A 17209-nucleotide genomic window follows, 5' to 3' on the forward strand; every position below is an offset into this window, starting at 1 on the left:
CACTAACGTTAGGAGAGGGCGTTGCGACCGGTCGCGCGAAGCCGCGCGCGGCCAATGAAGCGCGGTCGAAATGATATAACGTATCTCAAATAAATGTCAGCGCCTTATGCAGAAAGCGACTTGGCCTTGCCTGATTTCTCGTATTAGTGTTGTTCAGAGCGGGGACGAGGGCGCGCGCGTCCTGCCGCGCTGCACCATCGAAATCTGCGCGGGTGCCTTGACATGACCCTGTCCGTATCCGATCATTCGATCACTAACAGAGCAATTGTTCGCGTAATGAGCGTTCGCTCACTGCGAAACAAAACGCAATGAACCGGAGACAGGCAGTGGCGGCACGATTGCAAGACAAGGTGGCCATTCTGACGGGCGCGGCAAGCGGAATCGGCGAGGCCGTGGCGCGCCGCTATCTGGACGAAGGCGCGCGCTGCGTGCTGGTGGACATGAAGCCGGCCGACAGTTTCGGCGACACGCTGCGCGCCGACTATGGCGACCGTGTGCTGAGCGTCAGCGCCGACGTCACGCGCCGTGAAGATATCGACCGTATCGTCGCGAGCACGCTCGAGCGTTTCGGCCAGGTCGACATTCTGTTCAACAATGCGGCGCTGTTCGATATGCGCCCGCTCCTCGACGAGTCCTGGGACGTGTTCGACCGCCTCTTCGCGGTCAACGTGAAGGGCCTGTTCTTCCTGATGCAAGCCGTCGCGCAAAAAATGGTCGAGCAGGGTCACGGCGGCAAGATCATCAATATGTCGTCGCAAGCGGGGCGGCGTGGCGAGGCGCTCGTGTCGCATTACTGCGCGACCAAGGCGGCCGTGCTCAGCTACACGCAATCTGCGGCTCTGGCGCTCGCGCCGCACAAGATCAATGTGAACGGCATCGCGCCGGGCGTCGTCGATACGCCGATGTGGAAGGAAGTCGACGCGCTCTTCGCCCGTTATGAAAACCGTCCGCTCGGCGAGAAGAAGCGCCTGGTCGGCGAAGCGGTGCCGCTCGGCCGCATGGGTGTGCCGGACGACCTGACCGGCGCCGCCCTGTTTCTCGCGTCGGCGGATGCCGACTACATTACCGCGCAAACGCTGAACGTCGACGGCGGCAACTGGATGAGTTGACGCAGCAGGCACGTCACGGCGGTCGCGACGTGCGCATCATCCTCGTCATTTTCGTAGAACAAACGCAGCATCACATAACGTACGAGAAAGGAGACAACACATGAAGCCAATCCTCAAATCCGCGCTGAAAGCGGCTAGCGTCGGCGCCATGGCGTGCTTCGCGCTGAGCGCGTCGGCGGCGACGGTGACGATCGCCACGTTGAACAACCCGGACATGATCGAGCTGAAGAAGCTCTCGCCCGCTTTCGAGCAGGCGAATCCGGACATCAAGCTGAACTGGGTGATTCTCGAAGAAAACGTGCTGCGTCAGCGCGCCACCACCGACATCACGACCGGCAGCGGCCAGTTCGACGTGATGACGATCGGCGCCTATGAAACGCCGCAATGGGGCAAGCGCGGCTGGCTCACGCCGCTCACCAACCTGCCCGCCGATTACGATCTGAACGACGTCGTGAAGACGGCCCGCGACGGCCTCTCGAGCGGCGGCCAGTTGTACGCGCTGCCGTTCTACGTCGAAAGCTCCATGACGTATTACCGCAAAGACCTGTTCGCGGCCAAGGGTCTGAAAATGCCCGACCAGCCGACCTACGACCAGATCGCGCAATTCGCGGACAAGCTCACCGACAAGGCCAACGGCATGTACGGCATCTGTCTGCGCGGCAAGGCGGGCTGGGGCGAGAACATGGCGTTCGCGACGACGGTGGTGAACACCTTCGGCGGCCGCTGGTTCGACGAGAAGTGGAACGCGCAACTCACCACGCCGGAATGGAAGAAGGCGATCAGCTTCTACGTCGACCTGCTGAAGAAAGACGGCCCTCCGGGAGCGAGCTCGAACGGCTTCAACGAAAACCTGACGCTGATGTCGTCGGGCAAGTGCGCGATGTGGATCGATGCGACGGTCGCGGCCGGCATGCTGTACAACAAGCAGCAATCGCAGATCGCCGACAAGGTTGGTTTCGCTGCCGCACCGATTGCTGTCACGCCGAAGGGTTCGCACTGGTTGTGGGCGTGGGCGCTGGCGATTCCGAAGTCGTCGAAGCAGACGGACGCGGCGAAGAAGTTCATCGCATGGGCGACGTCGAAGCAATACATCGAGCTGGTCGCGAAAGACGAAGGCTGGGCCTCGGTGCCGCCGGGAACGCGTCATTCAACGTACGCGCGTCCTGAGTACAAACAGGCCGCACCGTTCGGCGACTTCGTGCTGAAGGCGATCGAAACGGCGGACCCGGATCACCCGACGCTGAAGCCGGTGCCGTACACCGGTGTGCAATTCGTGGGTATTCCTGAGTTCCAGTCGTTCGGTACCGTGGTCGGTCAGAGCATTTCCGGCGCAGTGGCCGGTCAGATGACGGTCGATCAGGCGCTGGCCGCCGGCAATGCGACCGCGAATCGCGCGGTGCAACAGGCCGGCTACCAGAAGTAATCGAAGTGATTGCGGTAACCCGCCACCTGAAGCACGTGGCACGCGCCGGCTGACGCCCGTCAGCCGGCCCACGCAGCACAGCGGGCTGTCCTGGATCGCGCGGCGCGCCGCGATGCCTGCGAGGTGTCGCGCCGGCCGGCGCGCTTCACGCTGCGAGCAGTTTGCAGCGGACAGTCCGCGCATTACCGAACAGGTGGTCCACCATGCGTCCTCTGCGCCTACCTCTCATGCAAGCACATCCCCAGACAGAAAAAGAACGCGAAATCCGCAAAGCTAATTCCGCCCGCTGGCTAGTCACGCCCTCGGTGGCCGTGCTGGTGTTGTGGATGGCGATCCCGCTCGCGATGACCATCTGGTTTTCGTTCCGGCGCTACAACCTATTGAACCCGGACCTCAAAGGTTTCGCCGGCTTCGACAATTACAAATACCTCGCGACCGATCCGTCGTTCGGCCCCTCGATCGGCCACACACTCGAGCTGATTATCTCGGTGCTGGTGATCACCGTGGTCGGCGGCGTGCTGATGGCGATTCTGTTCGACCGCAAGTTCTACGGTCAGGGTATCGCGCGGCTGCTCGCCATCGGCCCGTTCTTCGTGATGCCGACGGTCAGTGCGCTGATCTGGAAGAACATGATCCTGCACCCGGTGTACGGCCTGATCGCGCAGGGCATGCGCGCGATGGGCATGCAGCCGATCGACTGGTTCGCCGACTATCCGCTCACTGCCGTGATCATGATCGTCGCGTGGCAGTGGTTGCCGTTCGCGTTCCTGATTCTGTTCACCGCGATCCAGTCGCTCGATCAGGAGCAGAAGGAAGCGGCAAAGATCGACGGTGCGGGTCCGTTCTCGATGTTCTTCTACATCACGCTGCCTCACCTGAAACGGGCGATCGCGGTGGTGGTCATGATGGAGACGATTTTCCTGCTGTCGATCTTCGCCGAAATCTACACGACCACGGGCGGCGGTCCGGGCACCGCGACGACCAATCTGTCGTACCTGATCTATTCGCTCGGCCTGCAACAGTTCGACGTCGGCCTTGCTTCTGCCGGCGGCATTCTCGCGGTCGTGCTGGCTAATGTCGTGTCGTTCTTCCTCGTGCGCATGCTCGCGAAGAACCTGAAAGGGGAGTACGAAAAATGAGCCAGGTTGCCTCTACACCGGTGTCGAGCTCGACACCGATGACCGTGCCGGCGAAGTCGCCGTTCGCCGCAATTCGCCGCGGCATTCCCGGCGTGATCGCCTGGCTGGTCGCGTTGCTGCTGTTCTTTCCGATCTTCTGGATGACGATCACCGCGTTCAAGACGGAACAGCAGGCTTATTCGTCGTCGCTGTTTTTTATTCCGACGCTCGATAGCTTCCGCGAGGTGTTCGCGCGCAGCAATTACTTTTCGTTCGCGTGGAATTCGGTGCTGATCTCGGCCGGCGTCACGGTGCTGTGTCTGCTGCTCGCCGTGCCGGCCGCGTATGCGATGGCGTTCTTCCCGACCCGCCGCACGCAGAAGGTGCTGCTGTGGATGCTGTCCACCAAGATGATGCCGTCGGTCGGCGTGCTGGTGCCGATCTATCTGCTGTGGAAGAACACCGGCCTGCTCGATTCGGTGTCGGGTCTGGTGATCGTCTACACGCTGATCAATCTGCCGATTGCGGTGTGGATGTCGTTCACGTACTTCGCCGAAATTCCGCGCGACATTCTCGAAGCCGGGCGGATCGACGGCGCGAGGACGTGGCAGGAAATCGTCTATCTGCTGATGCCCATGTCGCTGCCGGGGCTCGCTTCGACCGCGCTGCTGCTCGTGATCCTGTCGTGGAACGAGGCGTTCTGGAGCATCAACCTGTCGAGCTCGAACGCGGCGCCGCTGACGGTGTTCATCGCGTCGTATTCGAGCCCTGAAGGCTTGTTCTGGGCCAAGCTGTCGGCCGCTTCGCTGCTGGCGGTCGCGCCGATCCTGATCGTCGGCTGGCTGTCGCAGAAGCAACTGGTGCGCGGCCTCACGTTCGGGGCGGTCAAATGACAGCGGGGTCGAATGGGGGTTCCGGTGTGGCTTCCGGTGTCGGTCAATTTGCGCTGATCTGCGATTGCGACGGCGTGCTGATCGACAGCGAAGCCGTGGCGGCGCGCATGCTGGTGCACGAACTCGAAGCGCGCTGGCCCGACACCGACGTCGAGCCGGTGGTGTTGCCGCTACTCGGCTTGCGCATCGAAACGGTGTTGCAAGGCACGGCGACGCAGCTCGGCAAGCGTCTGTCCGTCGCCGATATCGACGCGATCCGTCGCGCGGTGGAAGCGGCGGCGATGCAGGCGCCAACGGTGGAAGGCATCGAGGCGGCCCTCGCCCAGGTGCCACTCGCCAAAGGGTGCGCGAGCAACAGTTTCCGGCCGTACGTGGAAGCGGTGCTGGCCCGCACGGGGCTGGTGAAGTTCTTCGGCGACCGGTTGTTTTGCGCCGACGCGGTGCCGAATCCGAAGCCCGCGCCCGACGTCTATCTGGCGGCGGCGAAAGGGCTCGGACTCGCGCCGTCGGCGTGCCTCGTGGTGGAGGACAGCGTGACCGGCGTGACGGCGGCGACCGCGGCGGGCATGACGGTGCTGGGCTTTATCGGCGGCGGTCACGCGAGTGATGCGCAGATCGACAAGCTGCATGCGGCCGGCGCGCAGCACGTGTTCGACGACATGCAGCAACTGCCGGAACTGGTCGCGCAATGGACGCTGAGCGCGACGGCGGCCACGCCGCCGTGAATCGGCTGCGTGAGCGCGGCTGCACGAGCATGAGCGGCGTAGCGGCCGTCAATTAGAGAAGCGGAGCTGCTGAAACTCATCCAGGCAGCGCAAGCAACGGACAAGCAACACATAGCATTACACGGAGACACATCATGGCAAGCGTAACTCTGCGCAACATCAGAAAGGCCTACGACGAAAGTGAGGTGATGCGCGACATCAACCTCGATATCGCGGACGGCGAGTTCGTCGTGTTCGTGGGCCCGAGCGGATGCGGTAAATCGACGCTGATGCGAATGATCGCCGGCCTCGAAGACATCACCGGCGGCGACCTTACCATCGACGGCATGCGCGTGAACGACGTGGCGCCCGCCAAACGCGGCATCGCGATGGTGTTCCAGTCGTACGCGCTGTATCCGCACATGACGCTGTACGACAACATGGCGTTCGGCCTGAAACTCGCCGGCACCAAGAAGCCGGAAATCGACGCGGCCGTGCGTAACGCAGCGAAGATCCTGCACATCGATCATCTGCTGGATCGCAAGCCGAAGCAGTTGTCCGGCGGTCAGCGTCAGCGTGTGGCGATCGGCCGCGCGATCACGCGCAAGCCGAAGGTGTTCCTGTTCGACGAACCGCTGTCGAATCTCGACGCCGCGCTGCGCGTGAAAATGCGCCTCGAATTCGCGCGTCTGCACGACGAGCTGAAGACCACGATGATCTACGTGACGCACGATCAGGTCGAAGCCATGACGCTGGCCGACAAGATCGTCGTGCTGTCGGCGGGCAATCTGGAGCAGGTCGGCAGTCCGACCATGCTGTATCACGCGCCCGCCAACCGTTTCGTCGCCGGCTTTATCGGCTCGCCGAAAATGAACTTCATGGAAGGCGTGGTGCAGTCGGTCACGCACGACGGCGTCACGGTGCGCTACGAAACCGGCGAGACGCAGCGCGTCGCGGTGGAGCCGGGCGCGGTCAAGCAGGGCGACAAGGTGACGGTCGGCATTCGCCCCGAGCATCTGCACGTGGGCAATAGCGACGACGGCATCTCGGCTCGTACGATGGCACTCGAATCGCTCGGTGACGCGGCTTATTTGTACGCTGAATCCAGCGTCTCACCGGACGGCCTGATCGCGCGGATTCCGCCGCTCGAACGGCATACGAAAGGCGAGATGCAGAAGCTGGGCGCGACGCCGGAGCACTGCCATCTGTTCGACAGCGCGGGGAAAGCATTCCAGCGTAAGATCGTCGAGGTGCTGGCCGCCTGACCGCGTGATGTTGGCGAAAGCGGCGGGCGCGCCGCTTTCCTTTCAACCACGCCGGGAAACGCTCATGTCCGCCTACGTTGTCATTACGCGCGAGAAAACGCTCGACCAGGCCAAGCTCGACGAATACAGGCAGGTTGCGCCCGCAACCTTCGAGCAGCATCCGGTCACCATGCTGGCGAGCCACGGGCGCAAGGAAGTGGTGGAAGGGCCGGCGATCGAAGAGATTCTGATTCTCGAATTCGCCGGCTATGACGAGGCGATCGCGTGGTATCGCAGCCCGGCGTATCAGGCGGTCAGCGAGACACGTCTGCAGGGCGGCGATTACCGGATCATCATTACCGAAGGTTTGCCGCTGGTGTAGTGCGGGGCGCGAATCAATTCGCCGCAGCGGTGTGTACCGCTCGAACTGCACAAAACGCTCGGCCCCTAAGCGCTCTCAAGCCTCAAGCCTCAAGCCTCAAGCGCCGCCCGCGCGCACAGCTCGTCGGTCACCAACCCCGACAACCATCCGCCTTTCAGCACTGCGATCAGCGCTTCCCGCTTGCGCTCGCCGCCCGCGAAACCAATTGTCGGGCGCCGCGGCGGCGAATCGAGTGCGAGGCTGGTCACGCGCCGGCCGGTCGGCGACTCGACGCGCGCGCCGGTCGCATCGATCGGCAAGCCGAGCATTTCGGCCACGGCGCCGCCTTGCATCATGTCCTTCACTTCCGCCGACGTAATGAAGCCGTCTTCATGCAACGGGCAGGTCGGCCCGATATTGCCGACGCCGACGAACGCGACATCCGCGTCCGCCGCCAGCGTTTCGACGATCCGGTACAGCCGGTGATTGCACCATTGCGAGCGCTCCGCCTCGGTATCGGCGAGCAACGGAGCCGGCAACAGAAAATGCTTGCCCCCTGTCTTCTCGGAGATGTGCAGCGCGACGTCGTAGCGGTTCGAGGAGCCGTCCTGGGCGATCGCCCCGACCAACGACACCAACCGGTGCTGCGGACGGTCTAGCTGCGCGATCTGATCGACCGACGCCTTCAGCGTCCGGCCGCTGCCGACCGCGACCACCATCGGCTTTTCTTCGTTCAGATGGCGCTCCATCACCTGCGCGCCGGCCACCGCGAGTTTGCGGTCGACTTCCTCTGACGTATCGCTGTCCACCGGCACGACTTCGCACATGGAGAGTCCGTAGCGCTTGGACAGTTGATCGGCGAGCGACAGACAGTCGGCCAGTTTGTGATCGACGCGCACGCGAATCAGGTTCTTCTCGACGGCGAAGGCGACCAGGCGCTGCGCGACCGGACGCGACACCTGCAGCTTCTCGGCGATCTCGTTCTGGGTGTTGCCGGCGACGTAGTAAAGCCACGCGGCGCGGGTAGCAAGATCTAATTTTTCTGTGGACTTGGGCACGGTGACGGCTCGCTTATAGTGCGCCGATGATAGCAGCCGGCTCTCCTGTCTCTTCGGAGAGCGGCTGCGGCTTGCCGTCGCTCAGGCGAGCGGCGTGCGTGCCGGATCGAATAGCGGCCGCACGTGGCGATACAGCGCGCGATACGCTTCGAGCCGCGCGCGCAGTTCGGCATGGCGGCGCGGATTCGGCGTGAATTCCTTTTCGATGGGCGGCTTGGTCAGCACCGTGGCCGGATCGCCGCCCGCGGCCAGCCAGCCGAGACGGGCCGCGCCGAGCGCCGCGCCGGTTTCGCCGCCGCCGTGTTTGCGGGTGGCGGTGTCGAGCGCGTCGGCCAGCAACTGCGCCCAGTAATCGCTGCGCGCGCCGCCGCCGAGCAGCGACAACGCCTTCGCTTCGGTGCCGGCCGCGCGCAGCGCGTCGAGGCCGTCGGTGAGCGCGAGCGTCACGCCTTCGAGCACCGCATAGCCGAGCAGCGCGCGATCGGTCGCGTGGTTCATGCCGAAGAACACGCCTTGCGCGTACGGGTCGTTGTGCGGCGTGCGTTCACCGGACAGATAGGGCAGGAAAAGCGGCGCGGTGTTCAACGCGTCGGCGGGCAGCGCTTCGATTTCCGCGAGCAATGTCGGTTCGTCGGTCGAGGTCAGTTTGCAGACCCAGCGCAGGCAACTCGCCGCCGAGAGCACCACGCTCATCTGATGCCAGCGATCCGGAATCGCATGACAGAACGCATGCACGGCGGACGCCGGGTTCGGCCGGAAACTGTCGCCGACCACGCACAGCACGCCCGAGGTGCCGAGCGACACGAAGCCGTCGCCCGGTTGCGTCGCGCCGATTCCGATCGCGCTGGTGGCGTTATCGCCGCCGCCGGCCGCGACGATCACGCCGTCGCTCAGACCGAATTCGCGTGCTACTTCGGGCAACAACGTGCCGGACGGCGCGCTGCCTTCACAAAGGCTCGGCATTTGCGCGCGCGTCATGTTGCAGGCTGCCAGCAACGAATCGGACCAGTCGCGTTTGGCGACGTCGAGCCACAACGTGCCGGCCGCGTCCGACGGATCGGACACCTTGCCGCCGGTCAGTTGCAGACGCAAGTAATCCTTCGGCAGCAGCACGCAGGCGGTCCGCGCGAAAATCTCCGGCTCATGGCGCGCGACCCACAGCAGCTTCGGCGCGGTGAAACCCGGCATGGCCAGATTGCCGGCCACGCTGTGCAGATCGGGCGCGCGCTCGGTCAGCTCCGCGCATTCCTTGTCGCTGCGCATGTCGTTCCACAGAATCGCGGGACGCAGCACGCGGTTTTCCGCATCGAGCAGCACCGCGCCGTGCATCTGCCCCGACAGGCCGATGCCGCGAATCTGCGCGAACTCGTCGGGGTGTTTGGCGCGCAACGCGGCGAGCGCCGTGCGCGTGCCGGCCCACCAGTCTTCGGGATTCTGTTCGGCCCAGCGCTGATGCGGACGTGAAACGGTAAACGGGGAGCCCGCGGTGCCGATTACGCGTCCGTTGGAGGCGAGCAGCAGGACTTTCACTTCGGACGTGCCGAGGTCGATGCCGAGATACATGGGCGCGGAACCTTCGTCGTTGGAGATGCGCTACTTTAGCCGCACACCGCGCGCGCTGCCATGCGCATTAAGCCTGGCAGCGGCGCGCTTCGCTGTTGCGTTTTAGGGGTGCCGCGTTGCCGCGGCTGGTGCGGGCGGTGCGTTCAGGCCGCGCCGCGTTTGGCGAGCCACACGTCGACACGCGCGAGTGCGCCTTCCAGCGCCGACTCCAGTTCCGGCGTCTGCGCCATGCTGCCCCACAGCAGGCGGTCGGCGGCGAACGCTTTCAGCGGATCGGGCGCGGCGAAGAAACCGCGCGCGACCTTCTCGTCCATCACGCCGTCCTGATACGCGTACGGCAATTCGCCCGACTGCCAGCGTTGCAGAAAGCGGAAGAACAGCGCGGGCAGCATGGCCGTGGCCGCCGGGGTGACGCCACGTTCGAAACACTCGGCCAGCGTCGGCGCGATAAAGCCGGGCAGCTTCGAAAAACCGTCGGCCGCGACGCGCTGATTGGTGTCCTGGATATACGGATTGCTGAAGCGTTCGAGCACCACGTCGCGATACCGGTCGAGATCGAGCGGACTCGGCGTGAGGCACGGAATCACGTCTTCGGTCACGTAGTCGAACGCGAACTTGTTGATGTCGGCGTCGAGCGTGCCTTCGTGAATGTAGTCCAGCCCGACCAGCGTGCCCGCCCACGCAATGCAGCTATGCGGCGCGTTCAGAATGCGGATCTTCGCTTCCTCGTACGGCATCACCGAGTCGACCAGTTCCGCGCCGACCTTTTCCCAAGCGGGGCGGCCAGCAATGAAGCGGTCTTCGATCACCCATTGAATGAACGCTTCGCCCATCACCGGGCACGCATCGTCGACGCCGGTCGCGGCCTTCACGCGCTCGCGCACATCTGGCGTGGGACGCGGCGTAATACGGTCGACCATCGAACTCGGGCACGCGGTGTTGTCGTCGAACCATTGCGCGAGTTCGTTCGCGCCGCGTCGTTCGAGAAACTCGCTCATGCCCGCATGAAAGCGCTCGCCGTTGCTGCGCAGGTTGTCGCAGGTTTGCAGCGTGACCGGGCCTGCGCCGCGCTTCATGCGCGCGTCGAGAATCGCCGCGAGTGCGCCGTAGATCGTGCCGTGGCCGCCGTTGAGGTCGGCCGCGAGATCGGCGTTCGCGGTATCGAGTTCGTCTTCTTCGTCGAGGTAATAGCCGCCTTCGGTCACCGTGAACGCGATGATCTTGCAGGCCGGATCGGCGCCCGCTTCAATCAACCCGTCGAGGCTCTCGGTCCACGGCAACACGCGCTCGATCGAACGGATCGTCTCGTACGCGCGTTCGCCTTGCGGCGTGACGGTTTCGAGCGTGTACACGCCTTTCTGAGCGGCGAGCGCGTCGAGCACCGCGTTCATGTCGCTGCGAATATTGCCGACGGTGAGCGACCAGTGCGGCTCGCCGGGCACCTTCGCTTCGTTCAAACGGTGCAGATACCACGCCTGATGCGCGCGATGAAACGATCCCGCGCCGATGTGCAGGATCACGTGTGCGGCCGCGCCGCTGCCTTGTCCGCTGTTCATGTACGTCTCCTGAATGTCCTGGCTCGCACGGCTTGAAGCCGGCGTTTCTTGTGATGGAGCATTTGCTCTTCGTGTGAGCGAATGATCGTACCCGGCGAAACGAATGTCAAGGCGAGGTCGCTGGGTTTTCGTGGCGCAGCGCGGCGTGGCGGGGCTTGCGGGCGAGCTTCACGAGGTACGGTTGCATGACGGACGTGCTTTGCCGTGCGGATCACCGCGTATTGCATTGCATCAAATTTGACCTTTTCCGGGTCAGGACTAACCCGAATGCAAAAAAGTATCGGTTCGCGGTTTCATTTTTAGTGGTGGCGAGCGCGTTTGAGGGCTACTTTTCGCTATAGAAGACAACAAGACGAAGCGTTGGCGACGCCCCCGGCGAGCCGCTTCATGGAGGCAGACAGTGCAACCCGATCTCGAACTCGTGGCCGTGCGCCGCGACGAATCGTTCAAAGTGTGGTCGCATGGCTATCCGTATCGCACGGTGCGCTGGCATTTCCACCCGGAGTACGAGATTCACCTGATCGTCGCGACGACCGGCAAGATGTTCGTCGGCGATCACATCAGCAGCTATACGCCCGGCAATCTCGTGCTGATGGGGCCGAACCTGCCGCACAACTGGGTCAGCGACGTGCCGGAAGGCGAGACCATCGCGCAGCGCAATCTGGTCGTGCAATTCGGCCAGGAGTTCGTGTCGAGCTGCGTCGACAGTTTTCCGGAGTGGCGTCAGGTCGAGGCGTTGCTCGCCGACTCGCGCCGTGGCGTGTCGTTCGGCGCCTCGACCAGCGAGACGGTCAAGCCGCTGTTCCTCGAATTGCTGACCGCGCGCGGCTTGCGCCGGCTGGTGCTGTTCATGTCGATGCTTGAAATCCTGATGAACGCCGAAGACCGCGAAGCGCTCGCAAGCCCTGCGTATCAGGCCGACTCGACCGGATTCGCGTCGACGCGGATCAATCATGCGCTGTCGTATATCGGCAAGAACCTCGCGAACGATCTGCGCGAATCGGATCTGGCGCAGCTCGCGGGTCAGAGCGTCAGCGCGTTCTCACGCTATTTCCGCCGTCATACCGGGCTGCCGTTCGTGCAGTACGTGAACCGCATGCGGATCAACCTCGCGTGCCAGTTGCTGACCGACGGCGAACTCAGCGTGACCGATATCTGTTTCAAGGCGGGTTTCAACAACCTGTCGAATTTCAACCGGCAGTTTCTCGCGGTGAAGGGCATGGCGCCTTCGAAATTCCGCCGCTATCAGCAACTCAACGACGCGAGCCGCGACGCCTCCGAACAGGCCGCCGCGCGCGGCGTGGGCATTGACGACGCGCCCGCCATCGTGCTCGCGCCGGGGCTCCCGCGCCCGGCCGCCGCCGCTTATCCACCGACGTAGTTTCCCGCTTCGACCAGGTTGAAACCTTAGCCGAAGCGTTCCACTTCACCCGCGTTGCAACACGTATCGCGCTGTCCGACGACAGCGTGAGGGACGTGCTTACTTTTAATAACGGAGACAACCATGACGCAATCCCTTTCGAAGCCCGCCTCGTTGAAAAGCTTCACTCGCGACGCGGCGGCCATCGCGGCGTTCGCCTTCGGCCTGTCGTTCATCGCTGCGCCGGCCGCGCAAGCCGCACCGCTGAAAATCGGCATGACGTTTCAGGAGCTGAACAACCCGTACTTCGTGACGATGCAAAAGGCGCTCAACGACGCAGCCGCGTCGATCGGCGCGACCGTGGTCGTGACCGACGCGCATCACGACGTCAGCAAGCAGGTCAGCGACGTCGAAGACATGCTGCAGAAGAAGATCGACATTCTGCTCGTGAATCCGACCGACTCGACCGGCATTCAATCGGCGGTGACGTCGGCGAAGAAGGCGGGCGTGGTCGTGGTCGCGGTGGATGCGAACGCCAACGGTCCGGTCGATTCGTTCGTCGGCTCGAAGAACTTCGACGCGGGTGAAATGGCTTGCGACTATCTGGCGAAGGCGATTGGCGGCAGCGGTGAAGTGGCGATTCTCGACGGCATTCCGGTCGTGCCGATTCTGGAACGCGTGCGGGGTTGCAAGGCGGCGCTCGCGAAGGTGCCGGGCATCAAAGTCGTCGATACGCAGAACGGTAAGCAGGAACGCGCAACCGCGCTGTCGGTTACCGAGAACATGATTCAGGCGCATCCGAACCTGAAGGGTGTGTTCAGCGTGAACGACGGTGGCTCGATGGGCGCGTTGTCGGCGATCGAATCGTCGGGCAAGGACATCAAGCTGACCAGCGTCGACGGTGCGCCGGAAGCAATCGCGGCGATCCAGAAGCCGAACTCGAAGTTCATCGAAACGTCCGCGCAATTCCCGGCCGACCAGGTGCGTATCGCGCTCGGCATTGCGCTCGCGAAGAAGTGGGGCGCCAATGTGCCGAAAACGATTCCGGTCGACGTGAAGATGATCGACAAGAGCAATGCCAAGGGTTTCAGCTGGTAAGACGACAGGCGCGCCGCACCGTGTTTGCGTTGTCTGACACGCGACACGGCGGCGCGCCGCAGAGGAGCACCCGATGGACACCATTCTCAAACTCGACAACATCACCAAAAGCTTTCCCGGCGTGAAAGCGCTGCAAGGCATTCATCTCGAGATCGCGCGCGGCGAGATCCACGCGTTGCTCGGCGAAAACGGCGCCGGCAAATCGACGCTGATGAAAATCCTCTGCGGCATCTATCAGCCGGATGAAGGCGCGATCACGATCGCGGGCGAGGCGCGACACTTCACGAACTATCACGACGCGGTGGCGGCGGGCGTCGGCATCGTGTTCCAGGAGTTCAGCCTGATTCCGTATCTGAACGCGGTGGAGAACATGTTTCTCGGCCGCGAATTGAAGAACGGCCTGGGCCTGCTCGAACGCGGCAAGATGCGTCGCATGGCAGCGGCGATTTTTCAGCGACTCGGCGTGACGATCGATCTGTCGGTGCCGATTCGCGAGCTCTCTGTCGCGCAGCAGCAGTTCGTCGAAATCGGCAAGGCGTTGTCGTTGGAAGCCCGCATTCTGATTCTGGATGAGCCGACCGCGACGCTCACGCCTGCCGAGGCCGAGCATCTGTTCGCGATCATGCGCGATCTGAAACAGCAGGGCGTGGCGATGATTTTCATCTCGCACCACCTCGAAGAGATATTCGAAGTGTGCGACCGCATCACGGTGCTGCGCGATGGGCAATACGTCGGCATGATGGAAGTGGCCGATTCCGACGTGGGGCGTCTGGTGGAAATGATGGTGGGCCGCCGCATTGAAAGCAGCTTTCCGCCGAAGCCGCCGTTGCATGCCGACGCGAAAATCGTACTGGAGGTTCAGAAGCTGCAATTGCTGAAGGACAGTCCCGTGTTGAGTTTCACGCTGCGTGAAGGCGAGATTCTCGGTTTCGCGGGTCTCGTCGGTTCAGGCCGCACCGAAACCGCGCTCGCCGTGATCGGCGCGGATCCGGCGTACATGAAGGAGATTCGCATCAACGGTGCAGCCGCGAAGCTGTCCGATCCCGCCGACGCGTTGCGCGCCGGCGTGGGCATTCTGCCGGAGAGCCGCAAGACCGAAGGTCTGATCACCGACTTCTCGATCAAGCAGAACATCTCGATCAACAACCTCGGCAAGTATCGCTCGTTGCGTTTCTTCATCGACCAGCGCAGCGAAGCGCGTGCCACCGCCGACATCATGAAACGCGTGGGCGTCAAGGCGCCGACCATGCACACCGAAGTCGCGACGCTGTCGGGCGGCAACCAGCAGAAAGTAGTGATTGCCCGCTGGCTGAATCATCACACCAACATCCTGATCTTCGACGAACCGACACGCGGCATCGACGTCGGCGCCAAAGCCGAAATCTATCTGCTGATGCGCGAACTCACCGCGCGCGGCTACTCGATCATCATGATCTCGTCCGAACTGCCGGAGATCGTCGGCATGTGCGACCGCGTCGCCGTGTTCCGCCAGGGCCGCATCGAAGCAATGCTCGAAGGCGATGCGATCGACTCCAATGCCGTGATGACCTATGCCACCGCCGGCTCCCTGGGAGCAAAACATGAACACGCCTAATCCTTCTTCGTCACCGAAAACTTCCACGGTCAGCAGCGACACGCCAGGTGCGCCGGTGCGCTTTACGTGGGCCGCGTTGAAACGCTCCACCTTGTTCTATCCGTTCATCGGCCTGCTGGTGGTCTGCATCGTGATGGTGTTTGCGAGCGACAGCTTTCTCTCCGCCGCCAACATCGAAAACGTGCTGCGCCAGGTGTCGATCAACGCCATCATCGCCGTGGGGATGACGTGCGTGATTCTGACCGGCGGGATCGATCTGTCGGTGGGGTCGGTGATGGCGCTGGCGGGCACGCTCGCCGCAGGCTTGATGGTTGCCGGCATGAACGCCGTGGCCGCGTTGGCAGTTGGCATTGCCGTCGGTCTCGGCTTCGGCGCGGCGAACGGCTTCTTCGTCGCGTTCGCCGGCATGCCGCCGATCATCGTCACGCTCGCGACGATGGGCATCGCGCGCGGTCTCGCGTTGATCTACACGGGCGGCTATCCGATCGACGGTTTGCCCGACTGGGTCGCGTTCTTCGGCAGCGGCAAGATTCTCGGCGTGCAGGCGCCGGTCGTGATCATGGTGGTGATCTACGCGATCGCGTGGGTGCTGCTCGAACGCATGCCGTTCGGCCGCTACGTGTACGCGATCGGCGGCAACGAACAGGCGACGCGTTTGTCCGGCGTGCGCGTGGCGCGCGTCAAGCTGATCGTCTACTCGATCGCCGGCTTGACCTCGGCGTTTGCCGCCATCGTGCTGACCGCGCGCCTGATGAGCGGTCAACCGAACGCGGGCGTCGGCTTCGAACTCGACGCGATTGCCGCCGTGGTGATGGGCGGCACCTCGATCTCGGGCGGCCGCGGCTCGATCATCGGCACGTTGATCGGCGCGTTGCTGCTCGGGGTGCTGAACAACGGCCTGAACATGGTCGGTGTGAATCCATATGTGCAGAACGTGATCAAGGGCGGAATCATTTTGCTGGCGATCTATATCAGCCGCGACCGTAGAAAGTAATTCTCCACTGACTTCCCATTTCAAGCAGGACCACAGCAATGACGACTCAAACCGACAAGCAGAACATGACAGCCATTGTCTGTCATGCACCGAAAGACTATCGCGTCGAACAGGTGTCGAAACCCACGGCGCGTGCGCATGAACTGGTGATTCGCATTGCCGCGTGCGGTATCTGCGCGAGCGATTGCAAATGCCATTCCGGCGCGAAGATGTTCTGGGGCGGCCCGAGCCCGTGGGTGAAAGCACCGGTGATTCCGGGGCACGAGTTCTTCGGTTTCGTCGAAGAAATCGGCGAGGGCGCGGCGGAGCATTTCGGCGTGAAGCTGGGCGACCGGGTGATTGCCGAACAGATCGTGCCCTGCGGCAAATGCCGGTATTGCAAATCCGGCAAGTACTGGATGTGCGAGGTGCACAACATTTTCGGCTTCCAGCGCGAAGTAGCGGACGGCGGCATGGCCGAGTACATGCGCATTCCGCCGACCGCGATCGTGCACAAGATCCCCGATGGCATTTCGCTCGAAGACGCCGCGATCATCGAACCGTTGGCGTGTGCGATTCACACCGTCAATCGCGGTGAACTGCAACTCGACGATGTGGTCGTGATCGCGGGCGCCGGGCCGTTGGGGCTGATGATGACGCAAGTCGCGCATTTGAAAACGCCGAAGAAACTGGTGGTGATCGATCTGGTGGAAGAACGGCTCGCGCTCGCGCGCGAATACGGCGCCGACGTGACGATCAATCCGAAACAGGAAGACGCACTGGCCATCGTTCATTCGCTCACTGACGGCTACGGTTGCGATGTGTATATTGAAACCACCGGCGCACCGATCGGCGTGAATCAGGGCATGGACCTGATTCGCAAGCTCGGGCGTTTTGTCGAGTTCTCCGTGTTCGGCGCGGATACCACGCTTGACTGGTCGGTGATCGGCGACCGCAAGGAACTCGATGTGCGTGGCGCGCATCTCGGACCGTACTGCTATCCGATCGCAATCGATCTGCTGGCGCGCGGACTGGTGACGTCGAAAGGCATCGTGACGCACGGCTTTTCATTGGAAGAATGGGACGAGGCGATCAAGGTCGCGAATTCGCTCGATTCGATCAAGGTGTTGATGAAGCCGCGCGCCTGAGCCTCGT

The 17209-nt window shown here is 63.0% G+C and carries 15 protein-coding genes; 12 read left to right on the plus strand and 3 right to left on the minus strand.

Annotated features, from left to right (window positions below):
* The first annotated feature begins 308 nt into the window (after positions 1-308).
* The 7 genes from GGD40_RS16165 (at position 309) to GGD40_RS16195 (ending at position 6873) form a co-directional block, all read left to right on the plus strand.
* On the plus strand, positions 309-1109 hold the full coding sequence (locus GGD40_RS16165) for an L-iditol 2-dehydrogenase (RefSeq protein WP_179703186.1): 801 nt from the start codon (positions 309-311) through the stop codon (positions 1107-1109).
* 100 nt (positions 1110-1209) lie between these two features.
* The gene (locus GGD40_RS16170) at positions 1210-2532 is read left to right on the plus strand and encodes an ABC transporter substrate-binding protein (protein ID WP_179703187.1); all 1323 of its coding nucleotides are present in this window, start codon (positions 1210-1212) and stop codon (positions 2530-2532) included.
* A gap of 203 nt (positions 2533-2735) precedes the next feature.
* Positions 2736-3671, plus strand: coding sequence for a carbohydrate ABC transporter permease (locus tag GGD40_RS16175; RefSeq protein ID WP_179703188.1), 936 nt, complete (start codon positions 2736-2738; stop codon positions 3669-3671).
* Between the two features lie 38 nt (positions 3672-3709).
* On the plus strand, positions 3710-4543 hold the full coding sequence (locus GGD40_RS16180) for a carbohydrate ABC transporter permease (protein ID WP_257030516.1): 834 nt from the start codon (positions 3710-3712) through the stop codon (positions 4541-4543).
* Entirely contained in the window at positions 4540-5268 is a 729-nt protein-coding gene (locus GGD40_RS16185; protein ID WP_179744228.1) for an HAD family hydrolase, read from the plus strand. Before GGD40_RS16180 ends, GGD40_RS16185 begins: the two co-directional genes overlap by 4 nt.
* Before the next feature lie 134 nt (positions 5269-5402).
* Positions 5403-6512, plus strand: a complete 1110-nt coding sequence (locus GGD40_RS16190) for an ABC transporter ATP-binding protein (RefSeq protein WP_179703191.1) — start codon at positions 5403-5405, stop codon at positions 6510-6512.
* 64 nt (positions 6513-6576) lie between these two features.
* Positions 6577-6873, plus strand: coding sequence for a DUF1330 domain-containing protein (locus GGD40_RS16195; protein WP_179744229.1), 297 nt, complete (start codon positions 6577-6579; stop codon positions 6871-6873).
* An 89-nt stretch (positions 6874-6962) separates the two neighbouring features.
* Here the strand turns inward: GGD40_RS16195 and GGD40_RS16200 are convergent, their stop codons facing one another.
* The 3 genes from GGD40_RS16200 to dalD all read right to left on the minus strand — a co-directional run bounded on the left by GGD40_RS16200 (position 6963) and on the right by dalD (position 11029).
* Complete coding sequence (locus GGD40_RS16200) at positions 6963-7910, minus strand: sugar-binding transcriptional regulator (RefSeq protein WP_179703193.1); 948 nt, start codon at positions 7908-7910, stop codon at positions 6963-6965.
* 81 nt (positions 7911-7991) lie between these two features.
* Positions 7992-9473, minus strand: a complete 1482-nt coding sequence (gene xylB / locus GGD40_RS16205; protein ID WP_179744230.1) for a xylulokinase — start codon at positions 9471-9473, stop codon at positions 7992-7994.
* Positions 9474-9616: 143 nt separating this feature from the next.
* A complete protein-coding gene (dalD, locus tag GGD40_RS16210) occupies positions 9617-11029 on the minus strand; it encodes a D-arabinitol 4-dehydrogenase (protein ID WP_179744231.1) in 1413 nt (470 codons plus the stop codon).
* Positions 11030-11429: 400 nt separating this feature from the next.
* Here dalD and GGD40_RS16215 point away from each other — a divergent pair, with 400 nt between their 5' ends.
* The 5 genes from GGD40_RS16215 to GGD40_RS16235 all read left to right on the plus strand — a co-directional run bounded on the left by GGD40_RS16215 (position 11430) and on the right by GGD40_RS16235 (position 17202).
* Positions 11430-12410 (plus strand): AraC family transcriptional regulator, encoded by a 981-nt coding sequence (locus GGD40_RS16215; protein WP_179703196.1) that lies wholly within the window; start codon positions 11430-11432, stop codon positions 12408-12410.
* Between the two features lie 123 nt (positions 12411-12533).
* Positions 12534-13487 carry an ABC transporter substrate-binding protein gene (locus tag GGD40_RS16220; protein ID WP_179744232.1) on the plus strand — a complete coding sequence of 318 codons (954 nt, stop codon included), beginning with the start codon at positions 12534-12536 and terminating at the stop codon, positions 13485-13487.
* 73 nt (positions 13488-13560) lie between these two features.
* Complete coding sequence (locus GGD40_RS16225; protein ID WP_179744233.1) at positions 13561-15081, plus strand: sugar ABC transporter ATP-binding protein; 1521 nt, start codon at positions 13561-13563, stop codon at positions 15079-15081.
* Positions 15068-16075 carry an ABC transporter permease gene (locus GGD40_RS16230; protein WP_179744234.1) on the plus strand — a complete coding sequence of 336 codons (1008 nt, stop codon included), beginning with the start codon at positions 15068-15070 and terminating at the stop codon, positions 16073-16075. Before GGD40_RS16225 ends, GGD40_RS16230 begins: the two co-directional genes overlap by 14 nt.
* Before the next feature lie 38 nt (positions 16076-16113).
* Positions 16114-17202: an alcohol dehydrogenase catalytic domain-containing protein gene (locus GGD40_RS16235; RefSeq protein ID WP_179703200.1), complete on the plus strand. Its 1089-nt coding sequence runs from the start codon at positions 16114-16116 to the stop codon at positions 17200-17202.
* Positions 17203-17209: the final 7 nt, after the last annotated feature.

Origin of the sequence: Paraburkholderia bryophila, from assembly GCF_013409255.1 — a bacterium.
GTDB lineage: Bacteria > Pseudomonadota > Gammaproteobacteria > Burkholderiales > Burkholderiaceae > Paraburkholderia.